The sequence below is a fragment of the Novosphingobium aquimarinum genome (assembly GCF_009746585.1).
GTDB lineage: Bacteria > Pseudomonadota > Alphaproteobacteria > Sphingomonadales > Sphingomonadaceae > Novosphingobium > Novosphingobium aquimarinum.
On sequence record NZ_WRPO01000010.1, the window covers coordinates 52,706 to 73,053 of the forward strand.

The 20,348-nt window shown below is 63.7% G+C and carries 20 protein-coding genes; all 20 read right to left on the reverse strand.

All coding sequences use genetic code 11. The features are described from left to right. Positions 1–10 precede the first annotated feature (10 nt). Positions 11–706, reverse strand: coding sequence for a 30S ribosomal protein S3 (rpsC, locus tag GQO94_RS11655; protein ID WP_156841621.1), 696 nt, complete (start codon positions 704–706; stop codon positions 11–13). Between the two features lie 2 nt (positions 707–708). After that, positions 709–1,086 (reverse strand): 50S ribosomal protein L22, encoded by a 378-nt coding sequence (gene rplV / locus GQO94_RS11660; protein WP_156841623.1) that lies wholly within the window; start codon positions 1,084–1,086, stop codon positions 709–711. Then, positions 1,086–1,364 (reverse strand): 30S ribosomal protein S19, encoded by a 279-nt coding sequence (gene rpsS / locus GQO94_RS11665; protein WP_156841625.1) that lies wholly within the window; start codon positions 1,362–1,364, stop codon positions 1,086–1,088. The genes rplV and rpsS overlap by 1 nt, the downstream gene beginning before the upstream one ends. A 6-nt stretch (positions 1,365–1,370) precedes the next feature. After that, positions 1,371–2,207, reverse strand: a complete 837-nt coding sequence (gene rplB / locus GQO94_RS11670; RefSeq protein ID WP_156841627.1) for a 50S ribosomal protein L2 — start codon at positions 2,205–2,207, stop codon at positions 1,371–1,373. A gap of 4 nt (positions 2,208–2,211) precedes the next feature. Continuing rightward, positions 2,212–2,526, reverse strand: coding sequence for a 50S ribosomal protein L23 (locus GQO94_RS11675; protein ID WP_156841629.1), 315 nt, complete (start codon positions 2,524–2,526; stop codon positions 2,212–2,214). Continuing rightward, positions 2,519–3,145: a 50S ribosomal protein L4 gene (rplD, locus tag GQO94_RS11680; protein WP_156841631.1), complete on the reverse strand. Its 627-nt coding sequence runs from the start codon at positions 3,143–3,145 to the stop codon at positions 2,519–2,521. Before rplD ends, GQO94_RS11675 begins: the two co-directional genes overlap by 8 nt. A 2-nt stretch (positions 3,146–3,147) precedes the next feature. Beyond that, on the reverse strand, positions 3,148–3,906 hold the full coding sequence (rplC, locus tag GQO94_RS11685; RefSeq protein WP_156841633.1) for a 50S ribosomal protein L3: 759 nt from the start codon (positions 3,904–3,906) through the stop codon (positions 3,148–3,150). Positions 3,907–4,155: 249 nt separating this feature from the next. After that, complete coding sequence (gene rpsJ / locus GQO94_RS11690) at positions 4,156–4,467, reverse strand: 30S ribosomal protein S10 (protein ID WP_098106970.1); 312 nt, start codon at positions 4,465–4,467, stop codon at positions 4,156–4,158. Positions 4,468–4,685: 218 nt separating this feature from the next. Beyond that, positions 4,686–5,036 (reverse strand): hypothetical protein, encoded by a 351-nt coding sequence (locus tag GQO94_RS11695; RefSeq protein WP_156841635.1) that lies wholly within the window; start codon positions 5,034–5,036, stop codon positions 4,686–4,688. A 74-nt stretch (positions 5,037–5,110) separates the two neighbouring features. Further along, the gene (tuf, locus tag GQO94_RS11700) at positions 5,111–6,301 is read right to left on the reverse strand and encodes an elongation factor Tu (protein WP_156841637.1); all 1,191 of its coding nucleotides are present in this window, start codon (positions 6,299–6,301) and stop codon (positions 5,111–5,113) included. A gap of 95 nt (positions 6,302–6,396) precedes the next feature. Continuing rightward, a complete protein-coding gene (fusA, locus tag GQO94_RS11705; protein WP_156841639.1) occupies positions 6,397–8,490 on the reverse strand; it encodes an elongation factor G in 2,094 nt (697 codons plus the stop codon). A gap of 100 nt (positions 8,491–8,590) precedes the next feature. Next, positions 8,591–9,061, reverse strand: coding sequence for a 30S ribosomal protein S7 (rpsG, locus tag GQO94_RS11710; RefSeq protein WP_156841641.1), 471 nt, complete (start codon positions 9,059–9,061; stop codon positions 8,591–8,593). Between the two features lie 161 nt (positions 9,062–9,222). Then, complete coding sequence (gene rpsL / locus GQO94_RS11715; RefSeq protein ID WP_156841643.1) at positions 9,223–9,594, reverse strand: 30S ribosomal protein S12; 372 nt, start codon at positions 9,592–9,594, stop codon at positions 9,223–9,225. A 603-nt stretch (positions 9,595–10,197) separates the two neighbouring features. Then, complete coding sequence (locus GQO94_RS11720) at positions 10,198–11,325, reverse strand: DUF917 domain-containing protein (protein ID WP_232332899.1); 1,128 nt, start codon at positions 11,323–11,325, stop codon at positions 10,198–10,200. A 22-nt stretch (positions 11,326–11,347) separates the two neighbouring features. Beyond that, positions 11,348–12,913, reverse strand: coding sequence for a hydantoinase/oxoprolinase N-terminal domain-containing protein (locus GQO94_RS11725; protein WP_156841645.1), 1,566 nt, complete (start codon positions 12,911–12,913; stop codon positions 11,348–11,350). A gap of 29 nt (positions 12,914–12,942) precedes the next feature. Continuing rightward, entirely contained in the window at positions 12,943–15,057 is a 2,115-nt protein-coding gene (locus GQO94_RS11730; protein ID WP_156841647.1) for a TonB-dependent receptor, read from the reverse strand. A 131-nt stretch (positions 15,058–15,188) separates the two neighbouring features. Beyond that, positions 15,189–17,852 (reverse strand): LuxR C-terminal-related transcriptional regulator, encoded by a 2,664-nt coding sequence (locus GQO94_RS11735; protein WP_156841649.1) that lies wholly within the window; start codon positions 17,850–17,852, stop codon positions 15,189–15,191. Continuing rightward, a complete protein-coding gene (locus GQO94_RS11740) occupies positions 17,849–18,034 on the reverse strand; it encodes a hypothetical protein (RefSeq protein ID WP_156841651.1) in 186 nt (61 codons plus the stop codon). The genes GQO94_RS11735 and GQO94_RS11740 overlap by 4 nt, the downstream gene beginning before the upstream one ends. 300 nt (positions 18,035–18,334) lie before the next feature. Then, complete coding sequence (locus tag GQO94_RS11745) at positions 18,335–19,555, reverse strand: dipeptidase (RefSeq protein ID WP_156841653.1); 1,221 nt, start codon at positions 19,553–19,555, stop codon at positions 18,335–18,337. Next, a complete protein-coding gene (locus GQO94_RS11750; protein WP_156841655.1) occupies positions 19,555–20,247 on the reverse strand; it encodes a helix-turn-helix domain-containing protein in 693 nt (230 codons plus the stop codon). The genes GQO94_RS11745 and GQO94_RS11750 overlap by 1 nt, the downstream gene beginning before the upstream one ends. Between the last annotated feature and the right edge of the window lie 101 nt (positions 20,248–20,348).

Consider the following 20,348-nt stretch of genomic DNA (forward strand, 5'->3'; position numbering starts at 1 on the left):
TTACTCTACCTTAGCGGGCCGGACGGACGCCGGAGGTTTGAGCCTCCATCATCAGGCGATCCTGCGCCGTCGGGTCATGGCCGAGGATCTCGCCCTTGAAGACCCAGACCTTGATGCCGATGATGCCGTAGGCGGTCAGTGCCTCGGCGTCGGCATAGTCCACGTTGGCGCGCAGCGTGTGCAGCGGAACGCGGCCTTCGCGGTACTGCTCGACACGAGCGATTTCGGCGCCGCCGAGACGGCCACCGCACATCACCTTGATGCCTTCGGCACCCAGACGCATGGCGGACTGCATCGCGCGCTTCATCGCCCGGCGGAACGCCACGCGGCGGATCAGCTGGTCGGCAATGCCCTGCGCGATGAGCTTGGCATCGATTTCCGGCTTGCGGATCTCGACGATGTTCAGCTTCACTTCGCTGTCAGTCATCGAAGCCAGCTTCTTGCGGAGCTTCTCGATGTCCGCGCCCTTCTTGCCGATGATGACGCCCGGACGAGCGGCATAGATCGACACACGGCACAGCTTGGCCGGGCGCTCGATGACCACCTTCGAGATCGCGGCCTGCGGCAGCGATTCGATGATGAACTTGCGGATCTTGAGATCCTCTTCGAGCAGCTGCCGATAGTCACGCCCTTCGGCGTACCAGCGGCTGTCCCACGTGCGGTTGATCTGCAGACGCAGGCCGATCGGATTGGATTTATGACCCATGATCAGGCCTCCTCGACTTCGCGAACGACGATCCGAAGGCGCGAGAACGGCTTCAGGATCCGAGTGGACTTGCCGCGACCGCGCGTGTGGAAACGCTTCATCGTGATCGACTTGCCCACCGAAGCCTCGGCCACGACGAGCGCGTCGACGTCCAGGTTGTGGTTGTTTTCCGCGTTGGCGATCGCCGAGGCGAGAACCTTGCGCGCGTCTTCGGCCATGCCCTTCTTCGAGAAGGCGAGGATGTTCATCGCTTCCTCGGCCTTCTTGCCGCGGATCAGACCGGCGACGAGATTCAGCTTCTGCGCCGAGCCGCGGATCTGCGTGCCGACCGAGAGCGCCTCGTTGTCGGCAACGCGGCGGGGTGCCTTGTTCTTGCTCATCAGCGCTTACCCTTCTTGTCGGCGGCGTGGCCGGGGAAGCTGCGCGTGGGAGCGAACTCGCCGAGCTTGTGGCCGACCATGTCTTCGTTGACCGAGACGGGAATGAACTTGTGGCCGTTGTAGACGCTGAACGTCAGACCAACGAACTGCGGCAGGATCGTCGAACGACGCGACCAGGTCTTGATCGGACCAGTACGGCCACTTGCTTCCTGAGCGGTCTCTGCCTTCTTGAGCAGATACAGATCGACGAAGGGGCCTTTCCAGACGGAGCGTGCCATCGTGTCTTACCTCTTCTTCTTCGCGTGGCGCGAACGGATGATCATCTTGTCCGTCTGCTTGTTGTTCCGGGTACGGGCGCCCTTGGTCGGCTTGCCCCACGGAGTAACCGGGTGACGGCCACCCGAGGTCCTGCCTTCACCACCACCATGCGGGTGATCGACCGGGTTCTTCGCAACACCACGCGTGAGCGGGCGACGGCCCTTCCAGCGCGTGCGACCGGCCTTGGCGAAGTTCTGGTTCGCGTTGTCCGGGTTCGACACGGCGCCGACGGTACCCATGCAATCGCCGCGCAGGTAACGCTGCTCGCCCGAGTTCAGGCGGGCAATCACGAGACCACGGTCACGACCGACGATCTGCACGTAGTTGCCTGCCGAGCGAGCGATCTGACCGCCCTTGCCCGGCTTCATCTCTACGTTGTGGCAGATCGTGCCGACCGGCATCTGCGACAGGAGCATGGCGTTGCCAGGCTTCACGTCGGTCTTCTCGCCGGCGATCACACTGTCGCCAATCGCCAGACGCTGCGGCGCCAGGATGTAGGCCAGTTCGCCGTCTTCGTACTTCACGAGCGCGATGAACGCGGTGCGGTTGGGATCGTATTCGATCCGCTCGACCGTAGCCGACATGTCCCACTTGCGACGCTTGAAGTCGATATAGCGGTACTTCTGCTTGTGACCGCCAGCAATGCCGCGCGAAGTCACGTGGCCCTTGTTGTTGCGGCCGCCGGTCTTGCGCTTGCCTTCGGTCAAAGCCTTGACGGGCTTGCCCTTCCACAGCGACGTCTTGTCGACGAGGATCAGGCCACGGCGCGCCGGGCTGGTCGGGTTGTAGTTCTTCAATGCCATCGGATCAGCCCCGTACGCCTTCGGTGATGTCGATCGACTGGCCCTCGGCCAGCGTGACAACCGCCTTCTTCACGTCGCTGCGACGGTAAGGCTTACCGCGCCAGCGCTTGACCTTGCCCTTCTGGACGATGGTGTTCACGCCAGTCACCTTGACGTCGAACAGCGCTTCGACCGCCGCCTTGATCTCAGGCTTGGTCGCATCGTCGGCCACCTTGAAGACGACCGCGTTGTGCTCGGAGAGCAGCGTCGACTTCTCGGTGATGTGGGGCGAGAGGATCACGTCGTAGTGACGGATCGCAATGTCCTTTGCCTTAGCCATTGAAACGCGCCTCCAGTTTCTCGACCGCGGCGCGCGTCAGCACCAGCGTATCATGCTTGAGGATGTCGTAGACGTTGGCGCCGACGGCAGGCATCACGTTAACGCCGACGAGGTTGCCGGCCGCACGTGCGAAGCTGTCGTTCACCGCCTCGCCGTCGATCACCAGAACCTTCTTGCCGAAGCCAGCCTGCGAAAGCTGACCCGCCAGGGCCTTGGTCTTGGCATCGGCGACATCGAGACTGTCGATGACCACGAGGCCGTCCTTGGCCTTGGCCGAAAGCGCCATCTTGAGGCCGAGTGCACGGACCTTCTTGTTCAGCGACTGCTCGAAGTCACGCTTGCGCGCACCGTGAGCCTTACCACCGCCGATGAAGATCGGTGCCGCACGGTCACCATGACGAGCCGTGCCGCCGCCCTTCTGGCGACCCCACTTCTTGCCGGTGCGAGCGACGTCGGACCGCTCGCGCGTCGGGCGAGCGGTGCCGCGACGGTTCTCGAGCTGCCAGGTTACGACGCGATGCAGGATGTCGGCGCGCGGTTCGAGACCGAACACTTCGTCCGAAAGCTCGATGTCGCCCTTGGCGTCGGAGCCATCCAGGTTGAGGACCTTGACCTTCACGATTAGCCCTCCTGGCCTTCGGTCGCTTCCGGCGCCGCGGTGTCATCCGCAGGCGTGTCGGCAGCGGCCGGTTCATTGCTGTTGGCGGCCTGCTTCAGGCCGGCCGGGTACGGAGCCTCGGCGTGGCGAGACACCTTCACGGCGTCCGACACGGTGAGCCAGGTGTTCTTCGCGCCCGGGACCGAGCCCTTGACGAAGATCAGGCCGCGCTCGTCATCGACGCGCACGATTTCGAGGTTCTGCTGCGTGCGCTGACGGTCGCCCATGTGACCGGCCATCTTCTTGTTCTTGAAGACCTTGCCCGGATCCTGGCGGTTACCCGTCGAGCCGTGCGAACGGTGCGAGAGCGAAACGCCGTGCGTTGCGCGCAGACCACCGAAGCCCCAGCGCTTCATCGCGCCGGCAAAGCCCTTGCCCTGGGTGTGACCGGCGACATCGACCAGCTGGCCCGGCACGAAGTGCGAGGCGGCGATCGTCGCGCCGACATCGAGCAGCGCATCGTCAGCGACGCGGAACTCGGCAACACGCATCTTCAGCGGCACTTCCGCCTTGGCGAAGTGCTCACGCTGCGGCTTGTTGACATTCTTGGCCTTGGCTTCGCCGGCACCGAGCTGAACGGCGACATAGCCGTCCACATCGTTGGTGCGAACCGAAACAACCTGGCAATCTTCCAGCGCCAAAACGGTTACGGGCACATGCCGGCCGTCTTCCTGGAACAGGCGGGTCATCCCCACCTTTTTGGCGATCACGCCAGTGCGCATGATCAAAACTCCTCAACAGAGGCACACGAGGACCATCCCCGGGTGCATGCTCAGCCCTTTTGATGATGCGTCGCCCCGTCCGGGCTGAAGCGCCTCTCCGTTGAGAGAGACTGGACGGGGGACGCAGACCCGGAGGAAATTCCCCCGGCGGTATCCCTTGTGTCCCGACGGCGTTTCGTCGGGCTCTGTCCTCGCGGTTCCGTGGGAACCGGTAAGTGCCCTCCTGCCGAAGCCGGAGGGCCGCCTCGCTTACGCGAGCTTGATTTCGACGTTCACGCCCGCCGCAAGATCGAGCTTCATCAGCGCGTCGACGGTCGTGGCATTCGGCTGCACGATATCGAGCAGACGCTTGTAGGTGCGAACCTCGAACTGCTCACGCGACTTCTTGTCGATGTGAGGACCGCGGTTCACGGTGAACTTCTCAATCTTCGTCGGCAGCGGAATGGGGCCCCGGATCAGCGCGCCAGTGCGGCGAGCCGTATCTGCAATTTCGCCAGTCGCCTGGTCGAGCACGCGGTGATCGAACGCCTTGAGGCGAATGCGAATGTTTTGAGCTTCCATGTCCACTACCGATGAGAAAGAGCGAAGGAGCCGCGGCTCCCGTTGAATTGCGAAGCGCGCCACTACAGGGGATGCGGGATTCGTGCAAGCCCCAAGCCCGCGAAAAATTCGGATTTCTGCCAGGTTTCGATGCGCCGGGTGTTCCGCGCAACGAATGGCTTGTCCGCCCCTCTATACACGCAATTGAATTGTTGGCCAAACCCGGGGCGATCTCGCCGTCAGCGCTTGGCTTTCTTGCCGAGCGCCGCGTTGAAATCGGGTTCCTTGTTCGAAACCCACGCGACGAACTTCTCGATCCGGGGATCGAGCCGAAGCAAGCCGCCATCGAGGCCGTAGCGCTGCAGCTCGGAATTGGTGAACGTGGTGATGACCATGTTCTGGCAGATCGGATGCATCGGCACCGTGTCGCGCCCTCCCCGGCTCTTGGGAACCGGGTGATGCCAGACCACAGTTTCGCCACAAGGCCTCCCACACAGCCAGCAGTCTGGCGGCGGGGATGCTTCCTCCTCGCTGTCCGGTTCGTCGTAGACGTCCTCGCGCGGGCCGTGCTTGCCGTACTTGCGTGCCATGGGTTCCTTTCAACGAAAAGGCCCGACCTCCGCTAGGAGGCCGGGCCGATCCGTTCAGAAGTAGGCTTGAAAGCTTACTTCGTGATCTTCGAGACGACGCCCGATCCGACGGTGCGGCCGCCTTCGCGGATGGCGAAGCGCAGGCCATCGTCCATCGCGATCGGCGCGATGAGCTTGACCGAGATCGTGACGTTGTCGCCCGGCATGACCATTTCGGTGCCCTCGGGGAGGATCACTTCGCCGGTCACGTCGGTCGTGCGGAAGTAGAACTGCGGACGGTAGTTCGCGAAGAACGGCGTGTGACGGCCACCTTCGTCCTTCGAAAGGACGTAGACTTCGGCGTCGAAGTCGGTGTGCGGGGTCACGGTGCCGGGCTTGGCCAGAACCTGACCACGCTCGACGTCTTCACGCTTCAGGCCACGAACGAGCGCGCCGATGTTGTCGCCGGCTTCGCCCTGATCGAGCAGCTTGCGGAACATCTCGACACCGGTGACGGTGGTCTTCTGCGTGTCGCGGATACCGACGACTTCGACTTCCTCGCCAACCTTGACGATACCGGTCTCGACGCGGCCGGTGACGACCGTACCACGACCCGAGATCGAGAATACGTCTTCGACCGGCATCAGGAACGGCTTGTCGGTCGGGCGCGGCGGCTGCGGGATGAATTCGTCAACGGCCTTCATCAGCTCGATGATCGAGTTCTTGCCGATCTCGTCGTCGCGACCTTCTAGAGCGGCCAGAGCCGAACCCTTTACGATCGGAATGTTGTCGCCGTCGAAGTCGTACGAGCTGAGCAGCTCGCGAACTTCCAGCTCGACGAGCTCGAGCAGCTCTTCGTCGTCAACCTGATCGACCTTGTTCATGTACACGACCAGCGCCGGCACGCCGACCTGACGAGCGAGCAGGATGTGCTCGCGGGTCTGCGGCATCGGGCCGTCGGCGGCGTTCACGACCAGGATCGCGCCGTCCATCTGGGCGGCACCGGTGATCATGTTCTTGACGTAGTCGGCGTGGCCCGGGCAGTCGACGTGCGCGTAGTGGCGGGCGTCGGTCTCGTATTCGACGTGCGCCGTCGAAATCGTGATGCCGCGCTCGCGCTCTTCGGGAGCCTTGTCGATGTTGGCGAAGTCAACGGCTTCACCGCCGTAGACTTCGGCCATGACTTTGGTGATGGCAGCCGTCAGCGTGGTCTTGCCGTGATCAACGTGACCGATGGTGCCGATGTTGCAGTGCGGCTTATTCCGCTCGAATTTTGCCTTCGCCATTTACACAAACCTTCTTTTCTTCTGAAATTGAGACTGCGGGAATTCGAAAGCGGCACCCGCGGAATCGAGCGCCGCCCCTAGACCTATCACGTCACTTAGGCAAGCTTCTCCTTGACCTCGGCCGCGACATTCGCCGGGACCTCGTCATAGTGAGAGAACTGCATGGAATACTGGGCGCGTCCCTGAGTGAACGAGCGCAGCTGGTTGACGTAGCCGAACATGTTCGCGAGCGGCACGTTGGCCTCCACGACCTGCGCGTTACCACGGCTGTCGGTGCCCTGGATCTGGCCGCGACGGCTGTTCAAGTCGCCGATCACGTCACCCATGAACTCCTCGGGCGTCGTGACTTCGACCTTCATGATCGGCTCGAGGATCTTGATCCCGGATTTCTGCGCGGCTTCGCGCATGGCACCGCGACCCGCGATCTCGAACGCGAGCGCCGAAGAGTCGACATCGTGGTACTTACCGTCAAGCAACTCGATGTCGAAGTCGACGATCGGGAAGCCGATCAGCGCACCGGTCTCAGCCGTCTCGCGCATGCCCTTCTCGACCGAAGGAATGTATTCGCGCGGGATGTTGCCGCCCTTCACCGAGTCGATGAAGTTGATGCCGGCGCCGCGCTCACCCGGGGTAAGCTTGACCTTGACTTCACCGAACTGTCCCGAACCACCCGACTGCTTCTTGTGAGTGTAGACCAGCTCGACCGGCTTCCCGAGATATTCGCGATAAGCGACCTGCGGGGCGCCGACGTTGGCCTCGACCTTGAACTCGCGGCGCATGCGATCGACGATGATGTCGAGGTGAAGCTCGCCCATGCCCTTGATGATCGTCTGGCCCGACTCGTGATCGGTCGAGACGCGGAACGAGGGATCCTCGGCAGCCAGGCGCGACAGGGCAATGCCCATCTTCTCCTGGTCGGCCTTGGTCTTGGGTTCGACCGAAAGTTCGATGACCGGATCCGGGAATTCCATCCGCTCGAGAATGATCGGAGCCTTTTCGGCGCACAGCGTGTCGCCGGTGGTGGTTTCCTTGAGGCCCGCGACAGCGACGATGTCGCCCGCGTACGCCACATCGATGTCCTCGCGATTGTTGGAGTGCATCAGCAGCATGCGGCCGACCTTCTCCTTCTTGTCCTTGACCGAGTTCAGGTAAGAACCCTTGGCCAAGGTGCCGGAATAGATCCGGCAGAAGGTGAGCGTGCCGACGAACGGGTCGTTCATGATCTTGAACGCCAGCGCCGAGAACGGAGCGGCGTCGTCGGAGGGACGATTTTCCTCGGCTTCGGTATCGGGATTGATACCTTCGATCGCCGGAACGTCGAGCGGGTTCGGCATGTAGTCGACAACGGCGTCGAGCAGGGGCTGCACGCCCTTGTTCTTGAACGCCGAACCACACGTCACAGGAACGAAATCGCGCGCCAGCGTGCCCTTGCGGATCAAGCGCTTGATGGTGGCGACGTCCGGCTCGTTGCCTTCGAGATACTGTTCGAGGACGTCGTCGTCCTGATCGACGATCGTTTCGAGCAGCTTCTCGCGATACTCGGCAGCCTTGTCGGCCATGTCGGCGGGGATGTCGGTGTAGTCGAACTTCGCGCCGAGGCTTTCATCCTGCCAGACGATGCCGCGCATGTTGACGAGGTCGACAACGCCCTTGAGATCGGCTTCTGCGCCGATCGGCAGGTACATCACCAGCGGCACCGCGCCGAGGCGATCGATGATCGACTGAACGCAATAATAGAAGTCGGCGCCGGTGCGATCGAGCTTGTTGATGAAACACATGCGCGGAACGCCGTACTTGTCGGCCTGGCGCCACACGGTCTCGGACTGGGGCTCCACGCCGGCAACGCCGTCGAACACCGCGACCGCGCCGTCGAGCACGCGCAGCGAACGCTCGACTTCAATCGTGAAGTCGACGTGTCCGGGGGTGTCGATGATGTTGATGCGGTGCTCGGGGCCCTGGCCGTCCTCGGCCTGCCAGAACGTGGTCGTCGCGGCCGACGTGATGGTGATGCCGCGCTCCTGCTCCTGCTCCATCCAGTCCATGGTCGCGGCGCCGTCGTGGACTTCGCCGATCTTGTAGGACTTGCCGGTGTAGTAGAGGATCCGCTCGGTCGTCGTGGTCTTGCCGGCGTCGATGTGCGCCATGATGCCGATGTTGCGATAGCGTTCGATCGGATGGCTGCGTGCCATGGGAAAATTCCTTGGATTTTCGGGACTGGGAACCGCTCGTCAGATAGGTCCCCGCCCCTCGATTAAAAGTGTGACGCCCGGATGACGACCGCGCTTCGCCTTACCAGCGGTAGTGCGAGAAGGCGCGGTTGGCGTCGGCCATGCGGTGCGTGTCCTCGCGCTTCTTCACCGCGTTGCCGCGGTTGTTGGCGGCATCGAGCAGCTCGCCCGATAGCCGCGCCGACATCGTCGTCTCGGGACGGTTGCGCGCCGCCGTGATGAGCCAGCGGATCGCCAGTGCCTGGGCGCGCTCGGGACGCACTTCGACGGGGACCTGGTAGGTCGCACCGCCGACGCGCCGCGAACGGACCTCGATCTGCGGCTTCACGTTGTTCAGCGCTTCGTGGAACAGCTGCACCGGATCGGCCTTGGCGCGCGATTCCATGGTGTCGAGCGCACCGTAGACGATGCCTTCGGCGGCGGACTTCTTGCCGTCGTACATGAGGTTGTTCATGAACTTCGACAGGACCTGATCACCGAACTTGGGATCGGGCAGGATTTCCCGCTTCTCGGGACGACGACGACGTGACATTTAGAAACTCCAGAATCCGGGAGCGTAGCGACCGTCCTCAGACGTCATCCCAGCGAAAGCTGGGATCGTGGGCCTCAGGCGCTCCGGTTGAAACTCGCGACGGTTCGACCAGCCCGACAGCGATCTCAGCATTCGCTGGGATGACGGACTGATCGGACGGATCACTTCGGCCGCTTGGCGCCGTACTTCGAACGGCTCTGCTTGCGGTCCTTGACGCCCTGCGTATCGAGCACGCCGCGCAGCACGTGGTAGCGCACGCCGGGAAGGTCGCGCACACGGCCGCCGCGGATCAGCACCACCGAGTGCTCCTGCAGGTTGTGGCCCTCGCCGGGGATGTAGGTGATGACCTCGCGCTGGTTGGTGAGGCGCACCTTGGCGACCTTGCGAAGCGCCGAGTTCGGCTTCTTCGGGGTCGTCGTGTAGACGCGGGTGCAGACGCCGCGCTTCTGCGGGTTCTGCTCCATGGCCGGGACCTTGCTCTTGGCCTTCTGCGGCTCGCGGCCCTTTCGGACCAGCTGGTTGATCGTGGGCATCTGTACTCTTTTCTGGTTGTGGAGTGCGATGGGACCGCTCCGCCTCGTCCTCTCCGGAATAGAGAGGCAAGCCCTCGGTGGCCCGAGGCGGAACGGACCCGTCGCACCCCGGGCCATGGGGCCGGTGCGCGCGAGGACGGATGGATAAAGGCAGACAGATCATGTCCGCACCGAGTTGCAGAAGCGCTCCAACCGAGCGCCCCGGCAAAAGCCGGAACCGCAGTCGGAACAGCGCAATCCTCGAGCGCGTCCATGAGCCGAAAGACACTCCACCCGGACTCGAAAGCACCGGATTACTTTGCCACGGGACGCCGGAGGTTTCCCTCCCGTTGCGCAAGGACCCGGAACCTTGGTTCCAACCCCGCACGCACCCGCGCAATGCTCAGCTCTATGTCGTTTCCCAGCGGACCAGCCGCAAGGGAAGCGCGCCGTTAGCGGGATTCGCCGCTTCGGTCAAGGGAAGCTGATCCCACACCGTTCGGCTCATTGCTCAAACGCCGCCTAGGTCGCCGTCTATTCCGCGCCGCTGGCAAAGGCACGTGCTCCAGGTGATTCCGTCGCAGTCGGTCGATCCCAGTTCCGCCGTCCGGAACACATAGTGCTTCAGTGCGCCGAAACCATATCCGCGGCCTCGATTTTTGCCGCGAGATCCTCGATCGGGATAAAATCGCTATCGATGCCGAACAGCCGCGGTCCGAGCACTTCCAGGCTTTCCGGGCGGCGCAGCATCGGGTCGGCGGCGAAACCGAGAACCTTCACGCGCTGCCCATAGGTTAGCATCTCGCCGGTCAACGGCTCGGCGGATTCGCGGTCGAGCACGGAGATCAGATCCGGCACCATCGTCGCCGGTTCGCCATTATGGCGCGCGACAATGAACTCGTTGCGGATCTCGATGGTGAACTGGTCCTTGTCGTCGCGAAGGTCTTGGAGCGTGACGAGACCAAAGTGCCAGCCGTCGCGCGTCTCGTGCAGAACGTCAGTGACTTTACCGTCGAACAGGATGCGCGCCACGCGCCCGTCCTGCTGGCGCAGATACGCGAGGAGCGAAGCGAAGGGATCGCCGTCCGCCCGGTCGCGACCGACGCGGATCGCGCGTCCGATCCCCTGCGAAAGCGTGAGCGAGCCAAGCACGGCGCACTCGCGCACCTGCCGTCCGCTCATCGGATAGATCGCGCTGAACGCCATCGAGCCCATGGCCGTGACGACCGAGCGACACAGGTCCTCGGCAGTACGATCGTTGACGGCATCGACGACCACGACGTTGCCGACGTCGTCCATCAGCAGACACGGCGTCGCCTTGATCCCGTAGATGCTGAACGTCGTCATTTCGAGCTGCGGCACAGCTCGGCCGATGCCGTCAGCATCGACGACGGGTACCCCGCTGATCGCGGAAAGTGCCAAAGGGAACACGGAGTTCGCGCCCCCGATCTCGGCCGAGATCAGCGCGTCGACGCGCCGGCCATAGAACGCTTCCGCACGCGCCAGCAGCCGAAGCAGCGTCTTCTCGCTGACGAGCTGCTCGACGATCACGGTCGGCGCCCCGATCCCAGCGATGGACAGCACGAAGGCATCGTCGTCGAGGCTCTCGGGCGAGACGACCTTCGGCAGCTTGCCGCGCTTGATCTGTTCGCTCACGAACAGTTCGCCGACATAGGGATCGCCGCCGCCACCGGTGCCGAGCAGCACCGCGCCGCGCGCCATGTCCTGCAGATCCTGAACCGTTTCGATCATGGCTGTCTCCCCCTTGAGCCGCTCAGACAAATGCGGCGAGCGGGCCGACCGCACGCACTTTCACCTGGACCAGGCCCGATTTCATGTGAGTCATCGGCAGTTCGATCAAATCGACGATCTCGATTTCGTCGCGCGATGCGCCGGCGGTCACTGCCGCGACAATCGCATCATCGCGCGCCTGATCGAGCGCGGCCTCGCGGCCCAGGCCGGCAAAATCGTAAAGCTTGTCGACCCGCCCACTGACGAGCGCAATCGCGGCACCCACGGCATTCGCGACCTCTCCGTGCTGTGGACGGATGACTTCGGAGGCCCCCTTGATTGCGCGCGAGACGAGGATGTTGCCGCCCCCCACGAGGATCAACGGCTGCGCCGTAGCGCTGACCTTGATTTGATCGATGGCATCCGCGATCTGGCCGTGAATCGAAGCGAGCGCAGCCTCGACGAATGCGGGATCGAGGTCGGCGACACGCGCCGCCTCGCCGATACCCCCCTGCCCGGCGCGCACCGCGATATCGGTCGCGGTCAGAGTGTCGCCGCCGAAGACGCGGGCTTCCTGCGGCAGCCGATAACCGACCGACCTGGGGCCAACATCGGCGCCGCCCTCGGTCGGCACGACGAGGCTCCCTCCGCCCACACCGATAGAGAGGACATCAGGCATACGGAAATTGGTCCGCACCCCGCCGATCGTGTTCGGCGCGGTCGTCTCGCGCGGGAAACCGCCACGTAGGAACCCGATGTCTGTTGTAGTGCCGCCGATGTCGGCGACGATCGCATCGTCGAGGCCGCTGAGGAACGCGGCACCGCGGATCGAATTCGTGGGCCCGGCCGAGCACGTCAGGATCGGCAGGCGCTGCGCGACTTCGGTGCTGATCAGCGTGCCGTCGTTCTGGCTGATGTAAATTGGAGCGGTCACGCCCAGATCGGCAAAGGCCTGGCGCAGCGAACCGACCACGCGTGTCGCGAGGTCCGACAGGCTGGCGTTGATGATGGCTGCGTTCTCGCGATCGAGGATGCCGATGCCGCCGACCTCGGAGGAAAGCGTAATGCGTGCATCGGGCACGGTCGCTGCGACGATGGCCGCCGCGCGCGTCTCAAGGTCCGGACGGATCGGCGCAAACGAGGCCGACAGCGCGAACGCGGTGATCCCGCTTTTCGCGGCGTCCACCGCCGCCGCCGCGATGGCATCCTCGTCGAGCGGCGCATAGTCCTTGCCGTTGTAGAATGAACCGCCGCCGACGAGATAATGTCTGCCGTCGACCGCCGCGAGCGCGTCGTCGGGCCACCCCGAGAACGGTGGGACGCCGTCTCCCGCAGGCAGCCCGACTCGTATCGCCGCGACGGGGGACAAGTCGCGGCGCTGGACGAAGGCGTTCACGAACTGCGTCGTGCCGATCATCACCGCCTCGATCGTCGACCGCGCGCCGCCATGCATTGCGAGCAGCGTGCGCACGGCGGCAATGACACCGTCCTTCACATCGGCGGTGGTGAAGGTCTTGGTGGTGGCGAGGACATCCCTGCCCTGCATCAGCACCGCGTCGGTGTTGGTGCCACCGACATCGATGCCGAGGCGTATCGGTCCGGAACCCATGGTCGTTCTCCCGCTAATCCGATCCACTCTCAGAACGTCACGCGGACTTCACCGCCGAACGTGCGCGGCCGGCCGCGATAGCCGATCGCAACGTCGAGCCCACTGTATTTGGTGGGGACATATTCGGTGTAGTACTTCGCATCGCCCAAGTTCTTGGCGAAAGCGAAGATGCCAACGTTGCCGAACTCGATGCCGGCGCGGGCATTGATCAGATCATAGCTGTCCTGCACGTCGACGTTGTCGGCGCCCCAGTATTTCTTGCCGAAATGCTGCCAGTCGAGACGGACCAATCCGTTGACAGTTTCGGTGAAGGGCCAGGCGTATTGCGCTGAAAGGTTGGACGAAAACGGAATCGAACGTGGCGTGCGGTTGCCCTCGTCGGCGGCGACGCTGCTGCGTTTGATCCGCGACAGAGTGGTACCGATGGCGCCGGTGATGTCGAGCCCTGGGATCGGCCGCGCCGCCAGTTCCAGCTCGATGCCCCGGATGTGCACGCGGTCGATCGTATCGATGATCTGCGAAGCGGTGGATGCATCGACGTAGAAGTATTGGTAGTTCTTGACGTTTTCGAAGTAATAGGCGCCGTTGAAGGTCACCTTACGATCGAGGAACTGGGTCTTGAAGCCCGCTTCGTAGTTCTGCAACGATTCCGCGTCGAACAGGGGGACGGGCACGCCCGGGGCGTTGAACCCGCCGGAGCGGAACCCCGTGCTGTAGGTCGCGTAGAACAACAGGTCGCTGGCCGGCTTGTAGGTCAGAGTGACCTTGGGCTGGACGCGATCGAACGATGTCTTGCGCACTGTGCCGGCAAGAATATCGGTCTGCTTTCGACGGTCTTCGTCGTAACGCAGGCCGCCGGTCAGAGTCAGGTTCTCGACGATGTCGTAGTCGAGCTGCGCGAAAGCGGCATAGGCGTTGTTGCTGTTGTCTTCGAACTTGTTGGCGAAGAGCTGGCCGAGATTGTCGAACTGCGCCGGATCGCTGTTGACGTCAACGAAGGCACGGGTGCGCAAGCTACGATCGGTGTGCAGGTAGTAGACCCCCGCCAGCCAGCGGAACGCTTGATCGTCGTCGGAGACGATCCGCAATTCCTGGCTGGTGGTTTTTAAATCAAGGTCCTGCCCCTGCCCCGCCTGGAACCCGAGACCGAAGATGCCGCCCGGCGACGCCACGGGGTTACGATAATCGAGGTCGGCACGATTCTTCTGCGTGAGTTCGGTGTGACCCGTAATGCTGGTGAGCGTCGCAAAGCCGAGATCGAGGTCGATCTTCGCGGTCAGGTTGAGGCTATCGCCCTCGGCGGAGCCCGGAAGGTTGAACTGCGGCAGGACGAAGTCGTTGGCATCACCGGAGAACACCGCCGAATAGTAATTGCTGGCCGCGCGGAATTCTCCGTACTCGGCGCGAAGGTCGATCGTCAGCGCACTGGTCGGGCGAGCGATGACACGTCCGCGCAGCGACCAGTCATGATCGACGAAATCGGCCTTGTCGCCACGGAAAGTGTTGCGGATCAGCCCATCGAACTGGCGGTAAGTGCCATCGAAGCGGAACACCAGGTCCTCGCCGGTAATCGGCCCGGAGACCCCCGCCGAGCCCACGAACTGATCGCCGTTGCCATAAAGCAGGTTGCCGAAGCCCTCGAAGCGATCGGTCGGCTGCTTAGTAACGATGTTGATCGCGCCGCCTTCCGCATTGCGACCGTAGAGCGCGCCTTGCGGCCCCTTCAGGATCTCGATCCGCTCGATCCCGTAGAGATTGACGTCGAGCTGGGTCTGATCGGTCTGCGGCACACCGTCGATCACGAAGGCGACCGGCGGATCGGCGTTGTTGATCTGAGTAAGCCCGCGCATGGTGACGAACGTGCTCTTATACGTGTTCCCTTGGTCGAAGCTGGCATTCGGCGTCAGCGACAGAGCTTCGGCGGAGGTGCGGATGCCCGCGTTCTCAAGCGTTTCGCCGCTGAGGGCCTGGATCTGGATCGGGACATCCTGCAGCCGCTCTGTGCGCGCTTGCGCGGTGACGACGATCTCGCCCGGTACATCATCGGCGGTTTGGTCGGGGACGGATTGAGCCTGAGCCTGGAGTGGTACCAGCGCCAGGGTGGCTACGCCAAGGACAAGACGGTCGCGAAAGGATTGCGTCACCGGAAAACCCCCCTTTTTGAATTTTCGATGACAGCAGGATCGTCAAAAGCGTGGCGACGCACCAGCGAGGAAACGGGTAGTGGAGGCAGCAATCGGGGTGGTGGGCATGTGTCTTCGCCCTACCCCAGCACTCAGCGCTGAAGCACGCGCGCGACCGCCTGTTGCCGGGATTGCACGCCCAGCTTGGCGTAGACCTTCTTCAAGTGGAACTTGATCGTGTTCTCGGTCAGTCCCAGCCGTCTGGCGATGAGCTTGTTGGAAGCGCCGTCGGCCAGGTGAGCGACGATCTCGGCTTCGCGGTCGCTCAGCGCATCGGGATCGTCGACCTGCTTTTCGGTTTCCATGATCCGCAGGATGACCACCGCGTGTCGCTGGACGATGCGCGGCGCCGGACCGGCCAGCAGCTCACGGAGAATCGCTTCCACATCCTCGCCGCCCTCGACGAAGGGAGCGACAACATCTTCCGTACCGGCGCACAGGACCGCGTCCTGCAGCGCCGCGATCGCGGCGTCCCGATCGCCAGCCGCACGATGCGCCCGCGCCCGCAGGATGAGCCCATCGATCTCGGCACTTCGCCGGCCTTCGTGGCGCCCTTCCGCAGCCAGCGCGTCCGCCAAGGCGAGAGGCTCGCTCGTTTCTCCGCGCGCAAGTGTTAGCTCGCCGAGCGCGCGGCGCAGCAGATCGCGCTCGCGCCAAGGCGAAGGTCCAATCGCAGCTTGCGCCAGGCGACGACGGCACTCGGCCTCGAGATCAGCGATTGCCTCGCTGGCCCCGGCGCGGACATGGTATGTCAATGACACGCCGACGATGATTCCTTCCAGGCAGGCCATCCCACGAAGTTCGTAGTCGCGCGCTGCTAAATCGATCTCGCGCTGCGCCTCGCTGAGTCCGTGGCGGCGGAAAGTCACTGCGACGATCGCCGGCATGGCGATCGCGTATTGATCGAACCATGCCTCACCGCTGCCGTATTCGGCGAGCGCGATGCGCATCTCGTCGGCGGCTTGCGCGCGATACGTGCGCTGGTAGTCGACGGCGGCCGCCATCATCCGCGCCATCGCATGAAGGCAGCGCTCGCCGATCTGGCTGGTCGGATCGCGGCGCAGGAGGTCGCCGGCACGATCGTGAACCGCGCCCAGCGAACCGCGCGCGAAGTCCAGCAGCAAGTCGTGGACGACAAGTTGCAGGAGCCCAAAATTGGAATCCTGCTTGGCCTGGAACGCCTCCCGTGTCCGCGCGAGCGAGGCGGCCGCCACCTCGAGCTTGCCCTGTTCCTGCTCGATCACCATGCGCGTGTTCTCGCACCAGGCCCAGGTCAGCGGATCGGCGGGGGCATGCGTCAGGAGCCAGGCGACCTGTTCCTCCAGCGAAGACGCCGTCCCGTCCATGTAGACGCTGAACAGCAGCTGCAATGCGCGGCTTTCGATGAGGGCCACGCGATTCCCGGAGCCTTCCCCGCCGATGGTTTGCTCCACCTCGGCGCGCAATTGCTCCGCCTCGCGGAAGAGGCCGGACTTGAACAGAACCAGTGCCTGCATCAGCCGCATCTCGGGAACGGCCGCAAGTGCGCCCGGCGGAATTTCCCGAAGGATCGCGCGCAGCTCACCGACGCCGAAATCGATGAAGATCGAACGGAACGGCAGTTCCCCGAGCATTTCGAAAAGGAAATCCTCGCTATTACCTCGCACCGCGTGGCGCACCGCTTCGACGGGTCGAGCATGGCTGGAAAGCCAGCACGCGGCGCGGCGATGAAGCTCAGCGGCGTGCCCAGGTTCGAGCGCCAGTCGCCCGCGAGCGAAATCGGAAAGCAGCGGATGCACCCGGTAGGCAATTTCGCCGTTCGAGTCGGTCTGCTGGACCAGACTCGGCAAATTCTGCGTCAGCGCATCGAGCAGTACCGCGCTGTCATCCGCCTCGCGGATCGCGTCGGCAAGCGAGGCCTCGACTTGCTCGATGATCGACAGCGCGATGAGCGCCTCGCGCTGCTCGGTCGGCAGCGCGGCTACGACTTGCTCGGCGAAATAGTCGGCAACCTCGCCCGCATTGCCCCCGAAAGCGGGCAGCATGGCGCCCGTGGCCACGCGCTCGCGCCACAACCTGTAGAGCTGGACGGCGACCGGCCAACCTTCGGTCTGCGCCAGCACCGTGGCGACGTCGGGCGCGTCTTCAGGCAGCCCGAGCGTGACTGCGAGTTCCTTGGTGGAGAGGCGCAGTTCGTCGGGATCGATCGTGCGCACCCCGCCCGAAGCGCGTAGTGTTGCCAAGGCCAGCCCGGGCTTGCGCCGCGTTCCGAGGACGAGATTCACTTGCGACGGCAACGCATCGAGCAGTTCCGTCACACAGCGCCCGACTGCATCCTGATCGATCCGGTCATAGTCATCGACGATCAGGACGATCGGCTCCTTCGCTTGCTCGAGGCCCAAGATAATCCCATCGAGGATCGCTTCGAGCGAACTACCCACCGCCGCCCGCCGCGCGGCCGCGCCCGGATCGATGCCGCCCACCTCCATTGCCAGGACCAGTAGCCGCAGGAATTGCGTCGGCTCCCGCTCGGCCTCGGCGGCGCTGTACCAGGCGACGGCGTGACCGGCTTGCTTCAGCCGCGCATGCCATTGCCCCAGCGCGGTCGTCTTGCCGTAACCGGGCGGCCCCATCACAATCGTCAGCCTACCACGTCGCGCCACCTCCAGCGAGCGCAGCACGAGCGCGCGTTCGCACAGGACGACTTGCTGCCGAGGCGGAACGAGGCGCCGCGCCGTCGAGCGGTCACGTGCAGCGAATAGCGGCGGCGAACTCATCGCCGCATCGGCCGGCGCGCGCTATCACCCGCACGGTCTGTCCTTGACCAAGCAGCCGCAGCGGCGCGGATGGTGTCGCCACTCTCTCGGATGACACCGTTTTCAATGTGGATCGACCGACCGGCTTCGATGTTCTCGGATGATCCGTCGAACAGGCGCGCACCGGCGATCAGAAACGACATTGCGACTCCCAGAGTTTCGCCGCGATGCTGATCGCTATCGTGCAGCGCTGGCAAGGGCTTTGGCCGGGTAGCCGTCCCGCGAAATCGGGTAGGCCCCTGCCCTGACGGCAAACCGGCGGGCATCTACTTGAGAGCTTTTTGCAGAACGGTCTCGCGCCAGCTAGCCCGGACAAGTTGGGTAAGCGGGACGGCGTGCCTGCCGACGATTGCCCTGCGCCCACTTCAATCAGCGAGCCTCGCTGCATTCGCGGGACGCGGCAAGCACTGGCCGCGCCGCATCCCGCCAGCCCTTTCAGTCCATCAATGCCCCGCGGCGGCTTCGGCTGCGGTCATGACGCGCAGGACATTTTCGCCGGCCAACTTGGCGATGTCGCCGTCGCTCCAGCCGCGGCGCATCAGTTCGGCCAGCAAGGCGGGATAGGTCGCGACATCGGCGAGCCCCTCGGGAAGCTGATTGCCGACACCGTCGAAGTCGGAACCGATGCCGACATTATCAACGCCTGCGACCTTGGCGATATGCTCGATGTGGTCCGCCACTTCGGCCAGCGTTACAGTCGGTGCGGGATGCGCCTTCAGCCACTCGGCGTACATCCGATCCGCCTTCTCCGGCTGGCCGATCGCAAGACCGCCGAAGGGGGGCGAATTCAGCCGCGTCTTTTCGGCGGAGGAATCGGCGGACCAGCGGCGGAACGCGTCGGAGATATACGGATTGGCGTAATTCACCATGACGACGCCGCCGTTCTGGTGAACCAGCGCCAGCATCTCGTCCGACACGTTGCGCGGATGATCGTCGAGCGCGCGCGCACTCGAGTGCGAGAAGATCACGGGCGCCTTGGTGACGCGCAGCGCGTCCCGCATGGTCGCCTCGCTGACGTGACTGAGATCGACCAGCATGCCCAGCCGGTTCAGTTCGCGGACCACGTCTTCGCCGAAAGGCGTTAGGCCGTCGTGCTTGGGATTGTCGGTGGCGGAGTCGGCCCAGTCGATCGTAAGCGAATGCGTTAGCGTCAGATAACCCGCGCCCAAGGCCGCGTAACTGCGCAGGATCGACAAGTTGCCGTCGATCTGGCCGCCACCTTCCACGCCGATCATCGAGGCGATGCGCCCGTCCTTGTGCGCCCGGCGGACATCCGCGGCGGTTCGCGCGAGGACGAAGGTTTCAGGGTATCGCGCCACGATCGCGCGGACGAGATCGATCTGCTCGAGCGTCTGGATGACCTGCTCGTCGCCCGGCAGCGTCGGGGAAACCCAGACCGACCAGAACTGGCCGCCCACCCTTCCCTGCTTCAGCCGTTCAATGTCGGTGTTGTAGCGCGCCGGATCGGCGGCGAGGTCGTCCAGTTTCATCGACCAGCGCTTGTCCTCGGCGTTTTCGCGCAACGCTTCGGGCCAATCGTTGTGGCCGTCGATCAGCGGGGTGCGTGCGAGCACGCGTTCGACGCGCGCCGCGTAGTCTTGCGCCGCCACGGGGCCAGTCGTGGCCAGCAGAGCGGCGGTGGCGGCGACCAGGATTGCGCGCATCAGCCGGCCCCCTTGCGGCGCTCGCGCGGTGACTTGGGCGTATCTTCGTTGGCGGCGATCGTCGCCTGCTTTTGCTCCTCGTGCATGATCAGCATCGATTCCATCAGCGCTTCGTCCGCACTCGACATGACACCCAGAACTTCGGCTTCATCACAATCCTCCGCGGCAAGATAGGCGTGTCCCATGCTCGAATCGATGTAGAGCGACTGACCAGGCTCGAGTGTGACCGGATCGTAGAATTCTGTCTGGACGACGATCTTCCCGCTCAAAACGTAGATGAATTCCTCGCCCGAATGGCGGACCTGCTCGCCGAACTGCTCGGCAGAGCGCGCACGGATCTTGGTTACGACCGGGATCATCCGTTTCCGGCGAAGCTCGGTGCACAAATAGTAATAATCGTAATTGGGCGTCTCGACCCGGACCGCCTTGGCCAGATCACCCAGGCTACGCCGCGCGGTTACCGGCTGCGCGACCGCGTCGTCCTCTTCGGAAAACAGTTCGGACATGCGCAGGCCCAATCGCTGTCCGAGCAACTGGAGCTTGTCGTAAGATAGCGTGAGCCGATCGTGCTCGATCTTTGACAGCGTGGAGACGGGTATCCCGCTCTTTGCGCTCATTTCCTTGAGCGTCCATCCCTCGCGCATGCGCAAGTTGCGAAGCAGATTGCCGAGAGTGGCTGGCTGAGCCGACATTATTGATCCCCATCTAGCCATTGACGAATTTTCCGATCAGGATATGAATGTCCTGATTAGAGCTATTGCTTACGATAGTGATACACATCGACGGGGGCAAT

Excerpts from the sequence above, each read along its gene's own strand:
- rpsG (WP_156841641.1), bottom strand. The coding sequence starts at position 9,061 with ATGTCACGTCGTCGTCGTCCCGAGAAGCGGGAAATCCTGCCCGATCCC.
- GQO94_RS11740 (WP_156841651.1), bottom strand. The coding sequence starts at position 18,034 with ATGTCGTTTCTGATCGCCGGTGCGCGCCTGTTCGACGGATCATCCGAG.
- rplC (WP_156841633.1), bottom strand. The coding sequence starts at position 3,906 with ATGCGCACTGGCGTGATCGCCAAAAAGGTGGGGATGACCCGCCTGTTC.
- GQO94_RS11695 (WP_156841635.1), bottom strand. The coding sequence starts at position 5,036 with ATGGCACGCAAGTACGGCAAGCACGGCCCGCGCGAGGACGTCTACGAC.
- GQO94_RS11675 (WP_156841629.1), bottom strand. The coding sequence starts at position 2,526 with ATGGCTAAGGCAAAGGACATTGCGATCCGTCACTACGACGTGATCCTC.
- GQO94_RS11725 (WP_156841645.1), bottom strand. The coding sequence starts at position 12,913 with ATGGGTTCCGGACCGATACGCCTCGGCATCGATGTCGGTGGCACCAAC.
- rpsS (WP_156841625.1), bottom strand. The coding sequence starts at position 1,364 with ATGGCACGCTCCGTCTGGAAAGGCCCCTTCGTCGATCTGTATCTGCTC.
- GQO94_RS11735 (WP_156841649.1), bottom strand. The coding sequence starts at position 17,852 with ATGAGTTCGCCGCCGCTATTCGCTGCACGTGACCGCTCGACGGCGCGG.
- GQO94_RS11745 (WP_156841653.1), bottom strand. The coding sequence starts at position 19,555 with ATGCGCGCAATCCTGGTCGCCGCCACCGCCGCTCTGCTGGCCACGACT.
- rpsJ (WP_098106970.1), bottom strand. The coding sequence starts at position 4,467 with ATGGAAGCTCAAAACATTCGCATTCGCCTCAAGGCGTTCGATCACCGC.
- rpsL (WP_156841643.1), bottom strand. The coding sequence starts at position 9,594 with ATGCCCACGATCAACCAGCTGGTCCGAAAGGGCCGCGAGCCGCAGAAG.
- GQO94_RS11750 (WP_156841655.1), bottom strand. The coding sequence starts at position 20,247 with ATGTCGGCTCAGCCAGCCACTCTCGGCAATCTGCTTCGCAACTTGCGC.
- rplB (WP_156841627.1), bottom strand. The coding sequence starts at position 2,207 with ATGGCATTGAAGAACTACAACCCGACCAGCCCGGCGCGCCGTGGCCTG.
- rpsC (WP_156841621.1), bottom strand. The coding sequence starts at position 706 with ATGGGTCATAAATCCAATCCGATCGGCCTGCGTCTGCAGATCAACCGC.
- tuf (WP_156841637.1), bottom strand. The coding sequence starts at position 6,301 with ATGGCGAAGGCAAAATTCGAGCGGAATAAGCCGCACTGCAACATCGGC.
- fusA (WP_156841639.1), bottom strand. The coding sequence starts at position 8,490 with ATGGCACGCAGCCATCCGATCGAACGCTATCGCAACATCGGCATCATG.
- GQO94_RS11720 (WP_232332899.1), bottom strand. The coding sequence starts at position 11,325 with ATGATCGAAACGGTTCAGGATCTGCAGGACATGGCGCGCGGCGCGGTG.
- rplV (WP_156841623.1), bottom strand. The coding sequence starts at position 1,086 with ATGAGCAAGAACAAGGCACCCCGCCGCGTTGCCGACAACGAGGCGCTC.